Raw genomic sequence first — 16721 nt, forward strand, 5'->3', positions numbered from 1 at the left:
GGTAAGGGTGGCACGCGAACACCTTGCGAAGGGGGACCCGGGGATGGCCCTGAACACCGGACTCGACTGGTTGCTGGACGACCTCTGTCAGCGGATATCGCTCGTCCGGCACGCCTTGGTGCTCTCCAACGACGGGCTGGTGACGGCCAACAGCAGGGACCTGGAGCGCGCCGACGCCGAGCACCTGGCGGCCGTCGCCTCCGGTCTGCACAGCCTCGCCAAGGGCTCGGGCGTCCACTTCGGCGTCGGCCAGGTCCGGCAGACCATGATCGAGTTCGACGAGGGCATGCTGCTCGTCACCGCCGCCGGCGACGGCAGCTGCCTGTGCGTGCTGGCGGGCGCCGAGGCCGACATCGGGCAGATCGCCTACGAGATGACGCTCATGGTCAACCGGGTCGGCGAGCACCTGGGCGTCGACGCCCGCAACAGCGTCTGATCCGCGCCGCTCACCGCCCGGCGCGCGTGCCGCCCGGGCGGGCCGCCCCCATGCCGGCGACCCGCCCCCGTCCGGTCTTCACAGCTGCCCGACGGAGGTGACCTTCACGACCGCGCGGCCCTCCGCGTCGGACGCGGTCAGGTCGATCTCGGCGGAGACGCCCCAGTCGTGGTCGCCCGACGGGTCGGCGAACGTCTGCCGCACCCGCCACAGCGCGTCCTGGGGGACCTCCTCGATCTGCAGGAGTTTCGGGCCGCGCGCGTCCGGACCGGTGCCCAGCTCGTCGTACTCGTCCCAGTAGGCGTCCATCGCCGCGCCCCAGGCGTCCGCGTCCCAGCCCGACTCGGCGTCCAGCTCGCCGAGTTCGGCGACCTTGTCCAGCGCCGCCAACTCCACCCGCCGGAACATCGCGTTGCGCACCAGCACACGGAACGCGCGGGCGTTCGCCGTCACCGGCCTGACCTGGTCCGCCCGGTCCTGCGCGTCCTCCGCGGTCTCCACCTCCGGATTGGCCAGCGCCTCCCACTCGTCCAGCAGGCTGGAGTCGACCTGCCGGACCATCTCGCCCAGCCACGCCACGATGTCCTCGAAGGCCTCGGACTTCAGGTCGTCCGGCACCGTGTGCTCCAGCGCCTTGTACGCGCTCGCCAGGTACCGCAGCACGATGCCCTCGGTGCGGGCCAGCTCGTAGTGCGAGACGAACTCGCTGAAGGTCATCGCCCGCTCGTACATGTCGCGGATCACCGACTTCGGCGACAGCGGGTGGTCGCCGACCCAGGGATGCGAGCGCCGGTACAGGCCGTAGGCGTGGAAGAGGAGTTCGGCCAGCGGCTGCGGATGGGTGACGTCCATCAGCCGCTCCATCCGGTCCTCGTACTCGACGCCGTCCGCCTTCATCTGCGCGACGGCCTCGCCCTTGGCCTTGTTGGTCTGGGCGGCGAGGATCTGCCGCGGGTCGTCCAGCGTCGACTCCACCACCGACACCATGTCCAGCGCGTAGGACGGCGACTCCGGGTCCAGCAGCTCGAACGCGGCCAGCGCGAAGGTGGACAGCGGCTGGTTGAGGGCGAAGTCCTGCTGAAGGTCGACGGTCAGCCGGATGCGGCGGCCCTCCGCGTCCGGCTCGTCCAGCTGCTCCACCACGCCGCCGTCCAGCAGCGAACGGTAGATCGCGATGGCTCGCCGGATGTGCCGCAGCTGGGCGCGGCGGTCCTCGTGGTTGTCCTCCAGCAGCTCCCGCATCGCGGAGAACGCGTCGCCGGGCCGGGCGATCACCGCCAGCAGCATGGCGTGCGTGACGCGGAACCGGGAGGTCAGCGGCTCCGGGTCGGAGGCGATCAGCTTCTCGTAGGTCTGCTCGCTCCAGTTGACGAACCCCTCGGGGGCCTTCTTCCGGACCACCTTCCGGCGCTTCTTCGGGTCGTCGCCCGCCTTGGCGAGCGCCTTCTCGTTCTCGATGACGTGCTCCGGGGCCTGCGCCACCACCAACCCGGAGGTGTCGAAGCCGGCGCGGCCGGCGCGGCCGGCGATCTGGTGGAACTCCCGCGCCCGCAGTGTGCGCACCCGTGTGCCGTCGTACTTGCTCAGCGCCGTGAACAGCACCGTGCGGATCGGCACGTTGACCCCCACGCCCAGGGTGTCCGTGCCGCAGATGACCTTCAGCAGACCCGCCTGGGCCAGCCGCTCCACCAGCCGCCGGTACTTGGGCAGCATCCCGGCGTGGTGCACGCCGATCCCGTGGCGGACGTAGCGGGAGAGGTTCCGGCCGAAGCGGGTGGTGAAGCGGAAGTTGCCGATCAGCGCGGCGATCTCGTCCTTCTCCGCGCGGGTGCACATGTTGATGCTCATCAGCGCCTGCGCCCGCTCCACCGCCTGCGCCTGGGTGAAGTGCACGATGTAGACCGGCGCCTGTTTCGTCTCCAGCAGCTCCGTCAGCGTCTCCGTCATGCCCGTGACGCGGTACTCGTAGCTCAACGGCACCGGCCGTGTCGCCGACCGCACCACGGCCGTGTCCCGTCCGGTGCGGCGGTTCAGGTCCTCCTCGAAGCGGGAGACGTCGCCCAGCGTCGCCGACATCAGCACGAACTGCGCCTGCGGCAGCTCCAGCAGGGGGATCTGCCACGCCCAGCCGCGGTCCGGCTCGGCGTAGAAGTGGAACTCGTCCATCACGACCTGGCCGATGTCCGCGTCCCGCCCGTCGCGCAGCGCGATCGACGCCAGGACCTCTGCGGTGCAGCAGATCACCGGTGCGTCCGCGTTGACCGACGCGTCACCGGTCAGCATGCCGACGTTCTCGGTACCGAAGATCTTGCACAGGTCGAAGAACTTCTCCGACACCAGCGCCTTGATCGGCGCGGTGTAGAAGGTCACCTCGTTGCGGGCCAGCGCCGCGAAGTGCGCCCCCGCCGCGACCAGCGACTTCCCCGAACCGGTGGGGGTGGAGAGGATCACGTTGGACCCGGACACCACTTCGATCAGGGCCTCCTCCTGCGCGGGATAGAGGCTGATGCCGCGCTCCTCCGCCCACTGCGAGAAGTTCGCGAACAGGGCGTCGGGGTCGGCTTCGGTCGGCAACTGATCGATAAGGGTGGCTGTCACGCCCCCCATCTTGCCTGCCGCCGGACCCGGGACGGGAACCGGTGCGGCGCGCTTGATCATCGACCGCTACGCTGTGTCGCCTGACGGCGGCCCTGTGGCCGCCGTCACGGCTGCGCGCACGCGACACACACGCGACACGAACCCGGGGTGGGGATCAGCATGATGGGACCGGCGCACTCGCTCTCCGGAGCGGCGGCATGGCTCGGGGCGGGCGCGGCGGCGGCCTGGTTCGACCGGCCCATGCCCTGGCCGGTCCTGGTGGTGGGGGCCCTCATATGCGCCGGCGCGGCGCTCGCCCCCGACCTCGACCAGCCGTCGGCGACCATCTCGCGGGCCTTCGGCCCGCTGGGCCGCGGCCTGTGCACCATCATCGGCAAGCTCTCGGAGAAGGTCTACAACGCCACCCGCGGCAAGGGGGAACGCCCCCGCACCGGCGGCCACCGCACCCTCACCCACACCTGGCCGTGGGCGGTGCTCATCGGAGCCGGCTTCTCCGCCGCGGCGGTGTACGGCGGCCGGTGGGCCGTGCTGGCCATCCTCTTCGTCCACGTCGTGCTGGCCGTCGAGGGCCTGCTGTGGCGGGCGGCCCGCGTCTCCAGCGACGTGCTGGTGTGGCTGCTGGGCGCCGCCGGGGCATGGATCCTCACCAACATCCTGATCAAGCCCGGCAACGGCGCGGAGTGGCTCGTCGGCGACCCGGAGCTGCGCTACGTGTGGCTCGGCGTGCCCATCGTGCTGGGGGCACTGGTGCACAGCATCGGGGACGCGCTGACGATCTCCGGATGCCCGATCCTGTGGCCCATACCGATAAAGGGCAAGCGGTGGTATCCGCTGGGGACGCCGCGGTTCATGCGGTTCCGCGCAGGGGCGTGGGTCGAGGTCAGCGTGCTGATGCCGCTGTTCATGATCGTCGGCGGTGCGGGCGGCGTCTACGCCCTCGACCTCTTCTAGCTCAGGCACTCCGGCACTCGAGTCACTCCGCCACCCCGGGGCCGGGCCCGGAGGCCCGGCGCCGGGGGAGCCCGTCAGCCGTGCCAGCTGCGCCAGAGCGCCGCGTAGGGGCCGTCGGCCGCGACCAGCGTGTCGTGGCTGCCGAGTTCGCTGATGCGCCCGTCCTCCACCACGGCGATGACGTCCGCGTCGTGCGCCGTGTGCAGGCGGTGCGCGATCGCGACCACCGTCCGCCCGTCCAGGACCCGGGCCAGCGAACGTTCCAGGTGCCGTGCCGCGCGCGGGTCGAGCAGCGACGTCGCCTCGTCGAGGACCAGCGTGTGCGGGTCGGCCAGCACCAGGCGGGCCAGCGCGATCTGCTGGGCCTGCGCGGGCGTGACCGCGCGGCCGCCGGAGCCGACCTCGCTGTCCAGGCCGTCCGGCATGGCGCGCGCCCAGCCGTCCGCGCCCACCGCGCCCAGCGCGGCCCACAGTTCGGCGTCGGACGCGCCGGTGCGGGCCAGCAGCAGGTTGTCCCGCAGGGAGCCGACGAAGACGTGGTGCTCCTGGTTGACCAGCGCGACGTGCGCGCGCACCCGTTCGGCCGGCATGCGCGACAACTCCGCGCCGCCGAGCGTGACTTCTCCGGCACGGGCGGCGTAGATGCCCGCGAGCAGCCTGCCCAGCGTCGACTTGCCCGCCCCGGACGGACCGACCAGCGCCATCCGCGTGCCCTCGGGCACGTCGAGGGACACGCCGTGCAGCACGTCGGCGCCCGCGTGGTAGCCGAACCGGACGCGGTCCGCGGTCACGTCCCGTCCCTCCGGCCGCACGTGGTCCTCGCCGGCCTCCGTCTCGATCTCGCGCACGCCCACCAGACGAGCCAGCGACACCTGCGCGACCTGCAGCTCGTCGTACCAGCGCAGGATCAGCCCGACGGGCTCCACCAGCATCTGGGCGAAGAGCGCACCCGTGGTGAGCTGGCCGACGGTCAGCCAGCCCTGGAGGACGAACCATCCGCCGAACATCAGCGTCGCCCCGAGCACCACCACGTGCGTGGCGTTGACCACGGGGAAGAGCACCGTGCGCAGCCACAGCGTGTACCGCTCCCAGGCGGTCCACTCGGCGATGCGCCGCTCGGAGAGGGCGACCCGGCGCCGGCCGAGCCGGTGCGCCTCGACGGTCCGGCCCGCGTCCACGGTCTCCGCCAGCGCGGCGGCGACCGCCGCGTACCCGGCGGACTCGGAGCGGTAGCCCGCTCCGGCGCGGCGGTAGTACCAGCGGCACCCGACCGTGAGCAGCGGCGCGGCGACCAGCACCGCCACCGCCAGCGGCGGCGCCGTCAGAGTCAGCGCGCCGAGCAGCAGCCCGGCCCACACCACGCCCACCGAGAGCTGCGGCACGGCCTCCCGCATGGCGTTGGAGAGCCGGTCGATGTCCGTGGTGATGCGGGACAGCAGGTCGCCGGTGCCGGCGCGCTCCAGCACGCCCGGCGGCAGCGCCACCGACCGCACCAGGAAGTCCTCGCGCAGGTCCGCCAGCATCGTCTCGCCGAGCATCGCGCCGCGCAGCCGCACCAGCCGTACGAAGCACGCCTGCACGACGAGGGCGACGGCGAACAGCGCGACCGTGCGCCCCAGATGCAGGTCCCCGGAGCCGGACGACAGGTCCTCGACCACGCCGCCCAGCAGGTAGGGACCCACCATCGAGGCCGTGACCGCGACGGCGTTGACCACGACCAGCGTGGTGAACGCGCGCCGGTGCCGCCGCATCAGCTCGCGCACGTACGCCCGCACCGTCGCCGGAGCGCCCACGGGCAGCGTGGTGACCGACTCGGGCGCGGCCGGGTCGTAGGCGGGAGGAGCGACGCCGATCATGAACGAGTGGTCCCTTCAGCGAGTTCGTCGGTCAGGTCCTCGGCGGTCTCCTCGGCCCCCTCCGCCGTTCCGTGGTCCGGGGCGAGGCGGGTGCCGGCGGCGCGCTCGTCGTCGGTATCGCGCGTGACGACGGCCCGGTAGGCCGGTGCGGTGCGCAGGAGGTCCCGGTGCGTGCCGTCGGCCGCGACCCGGTCCCCCTGCACCAGCAGCACACGGTCCGCGCGGTCCAGCAGCAGGGGGCTGGTGGCCAGCACCACCGTGGTGCGGCCGCGGCGCAACCGGCGGACGGCGTCGGCGACGCGCGCCTCGGTGTGCGAGTCGACGGCGCTGGTCGGCTCGTCCAGCACCAGCACCTCCGGGTCGGTGACCAGCGAGCGGGCCAGCGCCAGCCGCTGCCGCTGGCCGCCGGACAGGGAGCGGCCACGTTCGGTGATCCGCGCGTCCAGCGGATCGGACACGTCCGCGGAACTCTGGGCCAGCGCGGTCAGCACGTCCCCGCACTGCGCCGCGTCCAGGGCCTCGGCGGGGGTCACCGCACCGGAGGCGGGCACGTCCAGCAGCTCCGCCAGCGTCCCGGAGAGCAGCACGGGGTCCTTGTCCTGCACCAGCACCACGCGGCGGGCCGCCTCCAGCGGCAGCCCGTCCAGCGGGACGCCGCCCAGCAGCACCGACCGCTCCTCGGCCCCGTCCGCGCCGCCCGCGGCCTCGCCGTGTGCGTGGCCTCCGAGCCGTTCGGCGAGCGCGCCCGCTGTGTCCGGGTCGCCGCAGACCACGGCGGTGAACTTCCCTTCCTCGGCGACGAGTCCGCTCGCCGGGTCGTACAGGTCGCCCGCCGGGTCACCGGCCCGCCCGCTTTCCGCCGGAGCCCCAAGGCCCCCGTCCGCCGTGCGGCGCAGTCCCAGCACGCGGGCGGCGCGGCGCGCCGACGGGCGGGAGAAGGAGTAGGCCATGGCGAACTCCTGGAACAGCCGCAGCGGGAACAGCAGGAACGTCACCGCGCCGTAGACCGCGACCAGTTCGCCCACGGCGAGGCGGCCGTCCGCGACCATCCCGGCGCCGTGCCACACCACCGCGATGAGCAGCAGCCCCGGCAGTGCCACCTGCACCGCCTCGATCACCGCCCACATCCGTGCCGTGCGCACCGCCGCCCGCCGCACCTCCTGCGAGGCCGACCGGTACCGGCTCAGGAACAGCTCCTCGCCGCCGATGCCGCGCAGGACCCGCAGTCCCGCGACGGTGTCGGCGGCCAGCTCCGTGGCGCGGCCCGCCTTCTCACGCTGCAGGTCCGCGCGCCGGGTGGCCCGCGGCAGCAACGGCAGCACCGCCGCCGCCAGCGCGCACACCCCGCCGGCCACCAGCACGCCGAGCTGCGGCTCGTACACCACCAGGCCCACGCACACGCCGACCGCGGTGAGGAGCGCCGCACTGAACCGGGACGCGGACTCCACGCACCAGCCGATCTTCTCGATGTCGCCCGTCGACACCGCGACCACCTCGCCCGCCGCCACCCGGCGGGTCAGGGCCGCGCCGAGCTCGGCCGTGCGGCGGGCCAGGAGCTGCTGCACGCGCGCCGCAGCCGTGATCCAGTTGGTGACGGCCGTGCGGTGCAGCATCGTGTCGCCCACCGTCACCCCGGTGCCCAGTACGGCCATCAGGCCGCCGGCCTTCGCCAGGTCGGCTCCCGAGCCGTCAACGACGGCCTGCACCGCGAGCCCGACCACCACCGGGAACAGTGCGATGCACCCCAGGTGCAGCAGCCCCCATCCCAGCGACTTCGCCTGCCCGGCGCGCTGCCGGTCGCCCAGCCACAACAGCAGCCGCAGCCCGGACCGCACGTCGGGAACGCCGGGATCGGTGAACGGTAGGTCGCGGATCTGCATGACGTCCCAAGGCGCTCGTACGGACAGGGAAGCGGTGCGGGAGGAAGAAGAGGGAGACATGCAAGGCTCGCCAAGGAGAGGGGGTCCGCGCAACGGGTTTTCCCGCGCGGACGGGCGCACGGTGATGCGACGATGGGGCGCATGCGGACACGCCCCGGAAGCAGCAGGAGCACAGTGCGGGCCTGCCACGGCCGCACCGTGCGCACGGCCGCCGCGGCCTGCACGACCGCCCTGGCGCTGCTGCTCGCGGGCTGCGGCACGGGCCAGGACACCCCGGGCGGCGACCGCGGCTCCCGCACGCAGGACGGGGGCGGGGAGGCGGCCCCCGAGGCGGCCGCGACCTCCGGTGTGCGGCACCTGCCGGGCGTCGGCGCTCGCTACCGCGCCCGGATACCCGGGGCCGCCGGGCAGGCCGTCGTGGTCCACGGCGAGGGCCGCGACTCGGCCCGCTCCCGGGTGGAGCTGTGGGCCCGAGGGGGCGAGGGGGACGGCGGGGGCGAGCGGGACGGCCGCGGCGGCACCGGCGCCTGGACGCTGGAGAAGCGCTGGCAGGGCCACAACGGCAAACGGGGCTGGACCACCGACCACCACGAGGGCGACAAGCGGACCCCGGTCGGCGTCTTCACTCTCACCGACGCGGGCGGCGTCGACGCCGCACCGGCCGGCACCGCACTGCCCTACCTGCACTCCGCCGCGTTCACGCCCCCCGCGCACTGGGCGGACCGGACCGAACACGACTTCGACCACGTCGTCGCCATCGACTACAACCGCGTCCCCGGCACCAGCCCGCTGGACCCGACCCGTCCTCGCGGCCAGGAGAAGGGCGGCTTCATCTGGCTCCACCTGGACCACGGCAGCGGCACCTCCGGCTGCGTCAGCGTGCCCCGGCGGGCGATGGAACACCTGCTGCGCACCCTGGACCCGGACCGCCGCCCGGTCATCGTGATGGGCGACCGCGCGACGCTCCGCGACTGACCCGCGTACCCGCTCCCGGCGGCCGTCTGCGGGACGGCCGTATCCTCGGCCGGTGACCACCCCGGACCCGTGAGACGGTCGCGGCGAGACCCCGGCGCCGCGAACCCGGCCCGGCGACCGCCCCGGACCGGCAGCCGACCAGAAGAGGAGCCCGTTGCCCCGCGAAGCACCGCTGTGGAACCCGTCGCCCGAGGACCTGAAGACCGCGCGCGAGCAGCCCGCCCAGATCCGCCGCATCCTGCGGCTGTTCCGCCCCTACCGAGGGCGACTCGCGGTCGTCGGCCTGCTCGTCGGCGCCTCCTCGCTGGTCTCGGTCGCCTCGCCCTTCCTGCTCCGCGAAATCCTCGACACCGCGATTCCCGAGCGGCGCACCGGCCTCCTCACCCTGCTCGCGCTGGGCATGATCCTCATCGCCGTCACCACCAGCGTCTTCGGCGTCCTGCAGACGCTCCTGTCCACCACCGTCGGCCAGCGCGTCATGCACGACCTGCGCACCGGCGTCTACGCCAAGCTCCAGCGGATGCCGCTGGCGTTCTTCACCCGCACCCGCACCGGCGAAGTGCAGTCCCGCATCGCCAACGACATCGGCGGCATGCAGGCCACGGTGACCTCCACCGCCACCTCGCTGGTCTCCAACCTCACCAGCGTGGTGGCGACCGTCTGCGCCATGCTCGCCCTCGACTGGCGGCTCACCGCCGCCTCGCTGCTCCTGCTGCCGTTCTTCGTCTGGATCAGCCGCCGGGTGGGCCGTGAGCGCAAGGAGCACACCGCGCGCCGGCAGAAGCAGATGGCGGCGATGTCCGCACTGGTCACCGAATCCCTGTCGGTCAGCGGCATCCTGCTGGGACGCACCATGGGCCGCGCCGACTCCCTCACCGACGGCTTCGCCGACGAGTCCGAGCACCTCGCCCGCCTGGAGATCCGCTCCAGCATGGCCGGGCGCTGGCGGATGGCCACCATCGGCATCGTCATGGCCGCCCTCCCCGCCCTGCTCTACTGGACCGCCGGCCTGCTCCTCCACCTCGGCGGCCCCACACTCACCCTCGGCACCCTGGTCGCCTTCGTCACCCTGCAGCAGGGCCTGCTGCGCCCCGCCGTCTCGCTGCTCTCCACCGGCGTGGACATGCAGACCTCGCTCGCGCTCTTCCACCGCATCTTCGAGTACCTCGACCTCACGGTGGACATCACCGAGCCCGAGCGGCCGGTGCGACTGCCCTCACCGCGCGGCGAGATCCGGCTGGAGGACGTCTCGTTCGCCTACACCCCCGGCGGGCCGCCCACCCTGCACGCCCTCGACCTCACCGTGCCCGCCGGGTCGAGCCTCGCGCTGGTCGGCGCCACCGGCTCCGGCAAGACCACGCTGGGATACCTGCTGCCCCGCCTGTACGACGTCACGGCGGGCCGCGTCACGCTCGACGGCGTCGACGTCCGCGACCTGGACTTCGACACCCTGGCCCGGGCGGTCGGCGTCGTGTCCCAGGAGACCTACCTCTTCCACACCTCCGTCGCCGAGAACCTGCGCTTCGCGCGCCCCGGCGCGACCGACGACGAACTGGCCGCTGCGGCGCGGGCCGCGCAGATCCACGAGCACATCGCGGCCCTGCCGGACGGCTACGACACCGTCGTCGGCGAACGCGGCCACCGCTTCTCCGGCGGTGAGAAACAGCGCCTCGCCCTGGCCCGTACGATCCTGCGCGACCCGCCCGTGCTGGTTCTCGACGAGGCCACCAGCGCGCTGGACACCCGGACCGAACGCGCGGTGCAGGCGGCGATCGACGCGCTCTCCGCGGGCCGCACCACGGTCACCATCGCGCACCGGCTGTCCACCGTCCGCCGCGCCGACCAGATCGTCGTCCTGGACGGCGGCCGCATCGCCGAACGCGGCACGCACGCCGAACTGCTGGCCCGGGGAGGCCGTTACGCCGCCCTGGTCCGGCGGGAGTCCGCAGACCCGGAGGGCCCGCCGGAGGACGGAGCGGCGGAGCAGCCCGCGGACGGGCCGGGGGAGGACGCCGGAACCCGGACGGGCAGCCCGGTCGCGTGACGTGCGGTCGGGTGACGTGCCGCCGGCAGACGCGCCTCGGGGGAGCCGTCAGCCGGTGGGCCGCCGCTTGGGCGGGAACACGCAGAACTCGTTGCCCTCGGGGTCGGTCAGGACGTCCCACTCCCGGCCGCCGCCGCGGCGCCGCAGCAGCTTCGCTCCCAGGGTCACCATCTCGTCGGTGTTGCCGTAGACGTCGAGGTGCAACCGGTTCTTCACCGTCTTGGGCTCGGGCACCGGGTTGATCCACAGCACCGGCCCGTGGCCGGTCGGGTCGTACAACGGCACCGGCCACTCGTCCGGACGGCTCTCCCGGCCCGCCGGGGACTCCCGCCGCAGGTAGCCCAGCGCACGGCACCACCAGTCGGCGAGCGCCTGGTGATCCAGGGCGTCCAGGGTCACGGCCTTGAAGCGAGCGGGCATGCACGCAGGGTACCGATCGCCGCGAAACCCCGCATTCCGCCACTCAGCCGGTGAACGCCCGCGCGGGCAGCCCGTGCGGCTGGGCCTCGGCCAGCAGCTCCTCCGCCCCGCCGTCCACCCGCACCGAGAGCAGGAAGCGGTGGTCGTCACCCACACGGCGGGGCTCGAAGGCCACGTGCGCGAAGCCGGCGTCCTGCCCGCTCGCCGCGGCCAGCCGGTCCAGTTCCCGCTCCACCCGCTCCCACGCCTCCCCGGGAACGTACTGCCGCATCACCGAATGCCACACGACGGTCAGCGTGCCCGGCCGCAGCCGAACGCCGGCCAGGAACGCGTCCGCGTCCTGCCGCGCCACCGGGGCCGGCACCTCGGCCGCCCGGCGCAGCGCTCCCTCCAGCCGCGCCCTGCGCGCCGTCTGGTCCGGCCACAGGTACGCGCGCAGCACCAGCGCGCCGGCGGGGGACAGCGGATCGACCGGGTCCCGGTCGCAGCCCCGCCGCTCGACCACGCGCAGCTCGGGCGTCCGGGCGGCCGCCTCCGTCAGCCATTCCGGGACCGGCCGGTCCCAGCCGTCCCGCAGCTCGACGGGCGAGCCCTCGGGGCCCCACGCGAGGCCCGGCGCGGTCAGCCGGAAGCCGTCCGCGAGCAGGTTGAGACCGGCGCTCGAACCGACCTCGAGCAGGCGCACCGGCATCGTCCGCCGGGCTGCGGCGTGCAGGGCACCGGCCAGCAGCACGTTGGACCGGCCCACCTCGTTGGTCTGCGGCGGCCGCTCCATCCAGTCCCGCACGTGCGGCAGGTGCCCGGCCACCGCGGCGCGGAACGCCGCCCACAGCTCCGCCTCCCGCGCCGGATCGAAGGTGCCGCCCGCGCTCGGGTAGTGGGCCGCGAGCGCCGGGACGCGGCCGGTGAGCGCCAGCGCGTGCACACCCCCGAGCAGTCGCAGGGCGACCGCGTCCGGACCCGGCGCCTCCTCGTGCCCGGCCAGCGCCTCGGCGCACACTCCGCCGTCCCGCACGTCCCCGGCGACCCGTCGCAGCACCGCCGCGTAGAGCGGCGAGCCGAGCTCGCGGCAGGCCGCGGCCTGGAACTCGATCATGCGGACGAGGTGGGAGGACGTCATGATCCGATGCTCACCCGTGCGGCGCGGCCCGCGCAACGGCTCCCCGGGGCCGCGCGGCGGTCAAGTGCCGCACCGCGGTGGCACCATGAACACATGACGGCACTGAGGCTGGTACGGGGCGACCTCACCGAGCAGCAGGTGGACGCGGTGGTCAACGCCGCCCACTCGTCCCTGCTGGGCGGCGGGGGAGTGGACGGCGCGATCCACCGCGCGGGCGGGCCGGAGATCCTCGCCGAGTGCCGGGAGCTCCGCGCCTCCCAGTACGGCGGCGGGCTGCCCACCGGGCGGGCCGTGGCCACCACCGCGGGCCGCCTCCCCGCCCGCTGGGTCGTCCACACCGTCGGGCCGGTGCACAGCCGCAGCGAGGACCGCTCCGACCAGCTGGCGTCCTGCTACCGCGAGTCGCTGCGTGTCGCCCGCGAACTCGGGGCCCGCACGGTCGCCTTCCCCGCCGTCTCGACCGGCGTCTACCGCTGGCCGGCCGACGACGCCGCCAGCATCGCGGTGGCCGCGGTCCGGGAGACCGTCGCCGCCGCACCGGACGCGTTCGAGGAGATCCGCTTCGTCGTCCTCGACGCCCCCGCCGAACAGGCCTTCCACGGCCTGCTCTGACTCCGCCGGCCGCACCGGGGATGCGGGACGCCGGCCCGGTCAGCCCAGCGGGTCGATCATCTCCACGGCCCGCAGCGCCGCCGCCAGTGCCGGTGCGTCGCCCACGTCCAGTGCGGTGTCGGCGAACTTCACGGCATGCTCGTCGCCGTGCTCGGCGGCCCGGGCGAACACCTCCTCGGGCCCCAGGCCGCCCACCTCCCGCGCCCGGAGGGGTACGTCCGGGGTGTAGGCCGCGGTGACGGCCGCGGCCGCCGCCCACGCCGCCCGCAGGCTCGGCTCCCACAGCTGCGGAGCCAGCGCCGGGAGGGTGCGCAGCACCGCGTTGGGCGCGGTGGCCGCGTGCACCAGCATCACCGGTGACCCGTGCGCACGGGTGCCGTACCGGTGGGTGGCGGCGCGCACCAGCTCGACCAGCCGCTCCCGTGCCGCCTCGGGCCCCGGCCGTGTGGCACCCCGCCCGGCCCCGCCGGGCCAGGCGGGCAGCTCGCCGAGCCGCGCCAGGCGGTCCCGGACGCCCCCCTCCTGACGCACCGGCCGTACGGCTTCCAGCGCGGCCGGTGCGCCGTCCGGCGCCTGGACCGGACGCAGATCCTCCGGCAGCACGGCGTGCCGCGCCGCCCAGTAGCCCAGCGCATGGGCGAGTTCTTCGCGGCGCGGCGCGGTCTCCCCGTCGTGCAGGAGGGTGCGCACGGCGTGGCCCACCCGGATCACCGGGTGGGTGGCGGCGCCGCTGATGCCGGGCAGCAGCCTCGGCCACCACAGGCCGAGGACCTCGCGCCACGGCTGCTCGGCGGTCTCCCGCAGGAAGAAGTCCGTCCAGTCCGCGAGCCGCCGGTGGTCGCCGAGCGCCTCCCGCCACCCCGCGGCGGTGACCCGCTCGTACGGCCGCGGCGCCTCGTCCAGCCGGCCGCGGTAGCGGTCCAGCCAGGTGTGCACCGCGTCCTCCCGGCCGTGCCGGGCCAGGGCCTCCACGGCCATCGGCGCGTGGTTGGTCAGCCAGCCCTCGAACTCCGGGCCCGTGGCGTGCAGCCGGTCCAGCGCCTCGTCCAGTACTCCGCTGTCGTTCCCCATACGGCGACGCTAGGGGTGAGGCGTGCGGCGGCGACACGGCCGCCGGACGGAACGTTCCGGCCCGCCGGTCCTACGTCCGTTGCGTGCCCCTCCGGGCGTTCGTCCTACGACTGCGGGCCCACCAGGGCCCGAGGGGCGCTCAGGGCTGCTTGAGGTCGAACGGGTCGTGTTCGGAGAGGATCTTGTCGATGCGGGCCTGGTCGACCCGGTGGGTGACCTCCTGCGACTCCTGTCTGTCGCGCACGCACTTGGCGAGCGTGAAGGTCGAACTCACCAGGAACACCAGCCCCAGCGCCAGGAATCCGCGCTGCCAGGAGTCCACCGGCAGCCAGGCGATGCCGACTGCGACGCTGACCAGCGCCAGGGCGAAGGAGAGCGCGGCCTGCACGAAGAACGCGGCGGTCATGGGCCGCTGAACGGGTGTCGTCATGGTCCGATCGTGCGCCGCCGCCCGGCCGGGCGCATGAGTACGGCTACTCATCCCGGCCGTGCGGCGGCCCGGTCACCTGCGTCGGTCCCGCGAGGAGGCGGGACCGGCCGCGCCGGGCGGCTCAGCGGTAGAGCAGGTACCGGCGGCGGGTGCGTTCGAAGTCCCGGACCTCGCCGCGCCAGGCGTCCGCGCACTCTTCCAGGTCCGCGCCCGCGTCGATCATCTCGCGCAGCCGCGGCGAGCCGGAGAGCTTGTCGATCCAGAACGGACGCTCCGGGTCCCAGGAGTCCTCGCGCCAGGCGAACTCGGGGTAGCGGTGCGCCTCGATCAGCATGGCGACCGCCGTCGGGACCGGCCGGAACCGCTTCGGATCGGTCACGAAGACCTGCACGCCCGCGCAGTTCTCCCCGGCGTGCTTGCTGAAGGTGGGCTTGAAGTACGCCTCGCGGAACCGTACGCCGGGCAGGTCCAGGGCGTTGAGCCGGTCGCTCCAGTGGTAGTCCAGGTACGGCGCGCCCACCAGCTCGAACGGCCGTGTGGTGCCGCGGCCCTCGGAGATGTTCGTGCCCTCGAAGTAACCGGTGCCCGCGTAGACGACCGCGGTGTCCTCGGTCGGCATGTTGGGCGACGGTGGCACGAACGGCAGGGGGCTGTCCGACTGCGTGGAGTACGGGTCCCAGCCGCGGCACTCCACGACCTCCAGCTCGACCCGGCCTCCGTCGCCCTCCTGGGGCAGCAGTTCGCCGTTGAAGTAGCGGGCCAGCTCGCCGACGGTCATGCCGTGCTGCTGGATGATCTCCTTCAGGCCGACGCCGGAGGTGTAGTCCGCCGTCATCAGCGGGCCGTCGGCCCAGCGCCCGATCGGGTTGGGCCGGTCCAGGACGACGAAGCGCGCGCCGATGTCGCGGGCCGCCGCCATCGCCTTGTACATGGTCCAGATGTAGGTGTAGAAGCGGACGCCGACGTCCTGGATGTCGAAGACGATCGTGTCGGCGCCGGAGGTGGTGAACAGCTCGCGCATCTTCGCGGTGTCGGCGCCGTAGGCGTCGTACACCGTCAGGCCGGTGCGCGGGTCGATGAAGGTGTCCTCCGACTCGCCGGCCTGTGCGCTGCCCCGGAAGCCGTGCTCGGGGCCGAAGACGCCGACGATGTTCAGCTCGTCGCGGGCGGCCATGGAGTCGACGATGTGTCCGGCGTCGCCCAGCACCCCGGTGGGGTTGCTGATCACGCCGACCTTGCGGCCCCGGAGCATGGACCACCGCTGGGCGGCGGCGCGGTCCGCGCCGGTGGTGAGCCGGCGGTGCCGGTGGTGGCCTGCCGCGGCGGCCGGGGACGCCGCGGAGGCGGTCAGGGGTGCGGTGAGTGCGGCGGCTGTGCCACCGGCGAGGAGGGAACGGCGGGTAGGCATGGCCGGAAGCTATCCATGCCGGTCAACCGGGACAAGGGTCCACGCAGTACGCCAGTGGTCTACAACTCTGACGCCGCCGGGGCGCGCCGGTGCGACGCGGCAGGCCCCCACCGGGGCACCGCCCCTCCCTGGGACGGGGAGGGACGGCGCCGGTCGGGGACGTGCTTCAGACGAGCCGGCCCAGGAAGTGGACGATGCCGGCGAGCAGGCTGGTGATCACGTTCATGGTGGTGCGTTCTCCTCGGTACTGCGGTCGATGGGACATCTCCCCCGGGACGACTCCCTCGGGAACCTCGGGGGAGGCGCGCGCACGGTCTGCAGCCCGTCGCTCGCGCACCGTCAGCATCCGACGTCACGCCCGTCCCGCGCGCCCCGTTCGCCCCATCCTCACGCGGACGTGTGGGCCGTCGCGCATCTGTACGGATGTCGACTTGCCCGCGGGTCCGGGCGGAGGGGGAGGATGGCGGTATGAGCGACGACGCCTTCCGCACCCATGTCCTCGAGATCACCACCGGCTCGGGCGAGTCCGTCACGGACCTGACCCTGGAATGCGAGGCGTTTCTCGAGCGGGCGGCGAGCGGCCGGGACGGCCTGCTCAACGTCTTCGTCCCGCACGCCACGGCGGGCGTCGCCGTCCTGGAGACCGGTGCCGGCAGTGACACGGACCTGCTCACCGTGCTGCGCGACCTGCTGCCCGCCGACGACCGGTGGCGGCACCGGCACGGCAGCCTGGGCCACGGCCGCGACCACGTCCTCCCGGCGCTGGTGGCCCCGCACGCCACCCTGCCCGTCATCGACGGTCAACTCGCCCTGGGCACCTGGCAGTCCGTCTGTCTGGTGGACACCAACCGCGACAACCCGGACCGGAAGGTCAGGCTGAGTTTCCTGGGGTGAACCCGCCCCCGGTCCTGCCGTTGCGC

14 protein-coding genes are annotated in these 16721 nt (G+C 73.9%); 6 read left to right on the forward strand and 8 right to left on the reverse strand.

Going from position 1 to position 16721, the window contains the following annotated elements:
- Nucleotides 1–43 precede the first annotated feature (43 nt).
- Nucleotides 44–436, forward strand: a complete 393-nt coding sequence (locus K304_RS0116370) for a roadblock/LC7 domain-containing protein (RefSeq protein WP_027764638.1) — start codon at nt 44–46, stop codon at nt 434–436.
- Between the two features lie 78 nt (nt 437–514).
- Here the strand turns inward: K304_RS0116370 and K304_RS0116375 are convergent, their stop codons facing one another.
- On the reverse strand, nt 515–3043 hold the full coding sequence (locus K304_RS0116375) for a DEAD/DEAH box helicase (protein ID WP_027764639.1): 2529 nt from the start codon (nt 3041–3043) through the stop codon (nt 515–517).
- Between the two features lie 150 nt (nt 3044–3193).
- Here K304_RS0116375 and K304_RS0116380 point away from each other — a divergent pair, with 150 nt between their 5' ends.
- Nucleotides 3194–3985 carry a metal-dependent hydrolase gene (locus K304_RS0116380; protein ID WP_027764640.1) on the forward strand — a complete coding sequence of 264 codons (792 nt, stop codon included), beginning with the start codon at nt 3194–3196 and terminating at the stop codon, nt 3983–3985.
- A 74-nt stretch (nt 3986–4059) separates the two neighbouring features.
- Here the strand turns inward: K304_RS0116380 and K304_RS0116385 are convergent, their stop codons facing one another.
- Nucleotides 4060–5841, reverse strand: a complete 1782-nt coding sequence (locus K304_RS0116385) for an ABC transporter ATP-binding protein (RefSeq protein WP_027764641.1) — start codon at nt 5839–5841, stop codon at nt 4060–4062.
- Nucleotides 5838–7721: an ABC transporter ATP-binding protein gene (locus K304_RS29395; RefSeq protein WP_051308523.1), complete on the reverse strand. Its 1884-nt coding sequence runs from the start codon at nt 7719–7721 to the stop codon at nt 5838–5840. Before K304_RS29395 ends, K304_RS0116385 begins: the two co-directional genes overlap by 4 nt.
- Before the next feature lie 141 nt (nt 7722–7862).
- On the opposite strand from K304_RS29395, the gene K304_RS0116395 reads away from it, so the two are divergent.
- Both K304_RS0116395 and K304_RS29400 read left to right on the forward strand, forming a co-directional pair.
- A complete protein-coding gene (locus K304_RS0116395; protein ID WP_486591696.1) occupies nt 7863–8696 on the forward strand; it encodes a L,D-transpeptidase family protein in 834 nt (277 codons plus the stop codon).
- A gap of 154 nt (nt 8697–8850) precedes the next feature.
- On the forward strand, nt 8851–10740 hold the full coding sequence (locus tag K304_RS29400; protein WP_078529220.1) for an ABC transporter ATP-binding protein: 1890 nt from the start codon (nt 8851–8853) through the stop codon (nt 10738–10740).
- 48 nt (nt 10741–10788) lie between these two features.
- On the opposite strand, the gene K304_RS0116405 is transcribed toward K304_RS29400, so the two are convergent.
- Together K304_RS0116405 and K304_RS0116410 are read right to left on the reverse strand one after the other, a co-directional pair.
- The gene (locus K304_RS0116405) at nt 10789–11160 is read right to left on the reverse strand and encodes a VOC family protein (protein WP_027764643.1); all 372 of its coding nucleotides are present in this window, start codon (nt 11158–11160) and stop codon (nt 10789–10791) included.
- Between the two features lie 43 nt (nt 11161–11203).
- Nucleotides 11204–12280, reverse strand: a complete 1077-nt coding sequence (locus K304_RS0116410) for a DUF2332 domain-containing protein (RefSeq protein ID WP_027764644.1) — start codon at nt 12278–12280, stop codon at nt 11204–11206.
- A 93-nt stretch (nt 12281–12373) separates the two neighbouring features.
- Here K304_RS0116410 and K304_RS0116415 point away from each other — a divergent pair, with 93 nt between their 5' ends.
- Entirely contained in the window at nt 12374–12892 is a 519-nt protein-coding gene (locus K304_RS0116415; RefSeq protein WP_027764645.1) for an O-acetyl-ADP-ribose deacetylase, read from the forward strand.
- 39 nt (nt 12893–12931) lie between these two features.
- Here the strand turns inward: K304_RS0116415 and K304_RS0116420 are convergent, their stop codons facing one another.
- The 3 genes from K304_RS0116420 to K304_RS0116430 form a co-directional block, all read right to left on the reverse strand.
- The gene (locus K304_RS0116420) at nt 12932–13963 is read right to left on the reverse strand and encodes a questin oxidase family protein (RefSeq protein ID WP_027764646.1); all 1032 of its coding nucleotides are present in this window, start codon (nt 13961–13963) and stop codon (nt 12932–12934) included.
- 139 nt (nt 13964–14102) lie between these two features.
- A complete protein-coding gene (locus tag K304_RS0116425; protein WP_027764647.1) occupies nt 14103–14393 on the reverse strand; it encodes a YiaA/YiaB family inner membrane protein in 291 nt (96 codons plus the stop codon).
- A 121-nt stretch (nt 14394–14514) separates the two neighbouring features.
- The gene (locus tag K304_RS0116430; RefSeq protein WP_027764648.1) at nt 14515–15801 is read right to left on the reverse strand and encodes a DUF1343 domain-containing protein; all 1287 of its coding nucleotides are present in this window, start codon (nt 15799–15801) and stop codon (nt 14515–14517) included.
- A gap of 468 nt (nt 15802–16269) precedes the next feature.
- Here K304_RS0116430 and K304_RS0116440 point away from each other — a divergent pair, with 468 nt between their 5' ends.
- On the forward strand, nt 16270–16695 hold the full coding sequence (locus K304_RS0116440) for a secondary thiamine-phosphate synthase enzyme YjbQ (RefSeq protein WP_027764649.1): 426 nt from the start codon (nt 16270–16272) through the stop codon (nt 16693–16695).
- Nucleotides 16696–16721 lie beyond the last annotated feature (26 nt).

The organism is Streptomyces sp. CNS606, assembly GCF_000426325.1.

What these genes read in the sequence shown, in the direction of transcription:
- K304_RS0116370 (WP_027764638.1), top strand. Translation starts at nt 44, where the DNA reads ATGGCCCTGAACACCGGACTCGACTGGTTGCTGGACGACCTCTGTCAG.
- K304_RS0116375 (WP_027764639.1), bottom strand. Translation starts at nt 3,043, where the DNA reads ATGGGGGGCGTGACAGCCACCCTTATCGATCAGTTGCCGACCGAAGCC.
- K304_RS0116380 (WP_027764640.1), top strand. Translation starts at nt 3,194, where the DNA reads ATGATGGGACCGGCGCACTCGCTCTCCGGAGCGGCGGCATGGCTCGGG.
- K304_RS0116385 (WP_027764641.1), bottom strand. Translation starts at nt 5,841, where the DNA reads ATGATCGGCGTCGCTCCTCCCGCCTACGACCCGGCCGCGCCCGAGTCG.
- K304_RS29395 (WP_051308523.1), bottom strand. Translation starts at nt 7,721, where the DNA reads ATGCAGATCCGCGACCTACCGTTCACCGATCCCGGCGTTCCCGACGTG.
- K304_RS0116395 (WP_486591696.1), top strand. Translation starts at nt 7,863, where the DNA reads ATGCGGACACGCCCCGGAAGCAGCAGGAGCACAGTGCGGGCCTGCCAC.
- K304_RS0116405 (WP_027764643.1), bottom strand. Translation starts at nt 11,160, where the DNA reads ATGCCCGCTCGCTTCAAGGCCGTGACCCTGGACGCCCTGGATCACCAG.
- K304_RS0116410 (WP_027764644.1), bottom strand. Translation starts at nt 12,280, where the DNA reads ATGACGTCCTCCCACCTCGTCCGCATGATCGAGTTCCAGGCCGCGGCC.
- K304_RS0116415 (WP_027764645.1), top strand. Translation starts at nt 12,374, where the DNA reads ATGACGGCACTGAGGCTGGTACGGGGCGACCTCACCGAGCAGCAGGTG.
- K304_RS0116420 (WP_027764646.1), bottom strand. Translation starts at nt 13,963, where the DNA reads ATGGGGAACGACAGCGGAGTACTGGACGAGGCGCTGGACCGGCTGCAC.
- K304_RS0116425 (WP_027764647.1), bottom strand. Translation starts at nt 14,393, where the DNA reads ATGACGACACCCGTTCAGCGGCCCATGACCGCCGCGTTCTTCGTGCAG.
- K304_RS0116430 (WP_027764648.1), bottom strand. Translation starts at nt 15,801, where the DNA reads ATGCCTACCCGCCGTTCCCTCCTCGCCGGTGGCACAGCCGCCGCACTC.
- K304_RS0116440 (WP_027764649.1), top strand. Translation starts at nt 16,270, where the DNA reads ATGAGCGACGACGCCTTCCGCACCCATGTCCTCGAGATCACCACCGGC.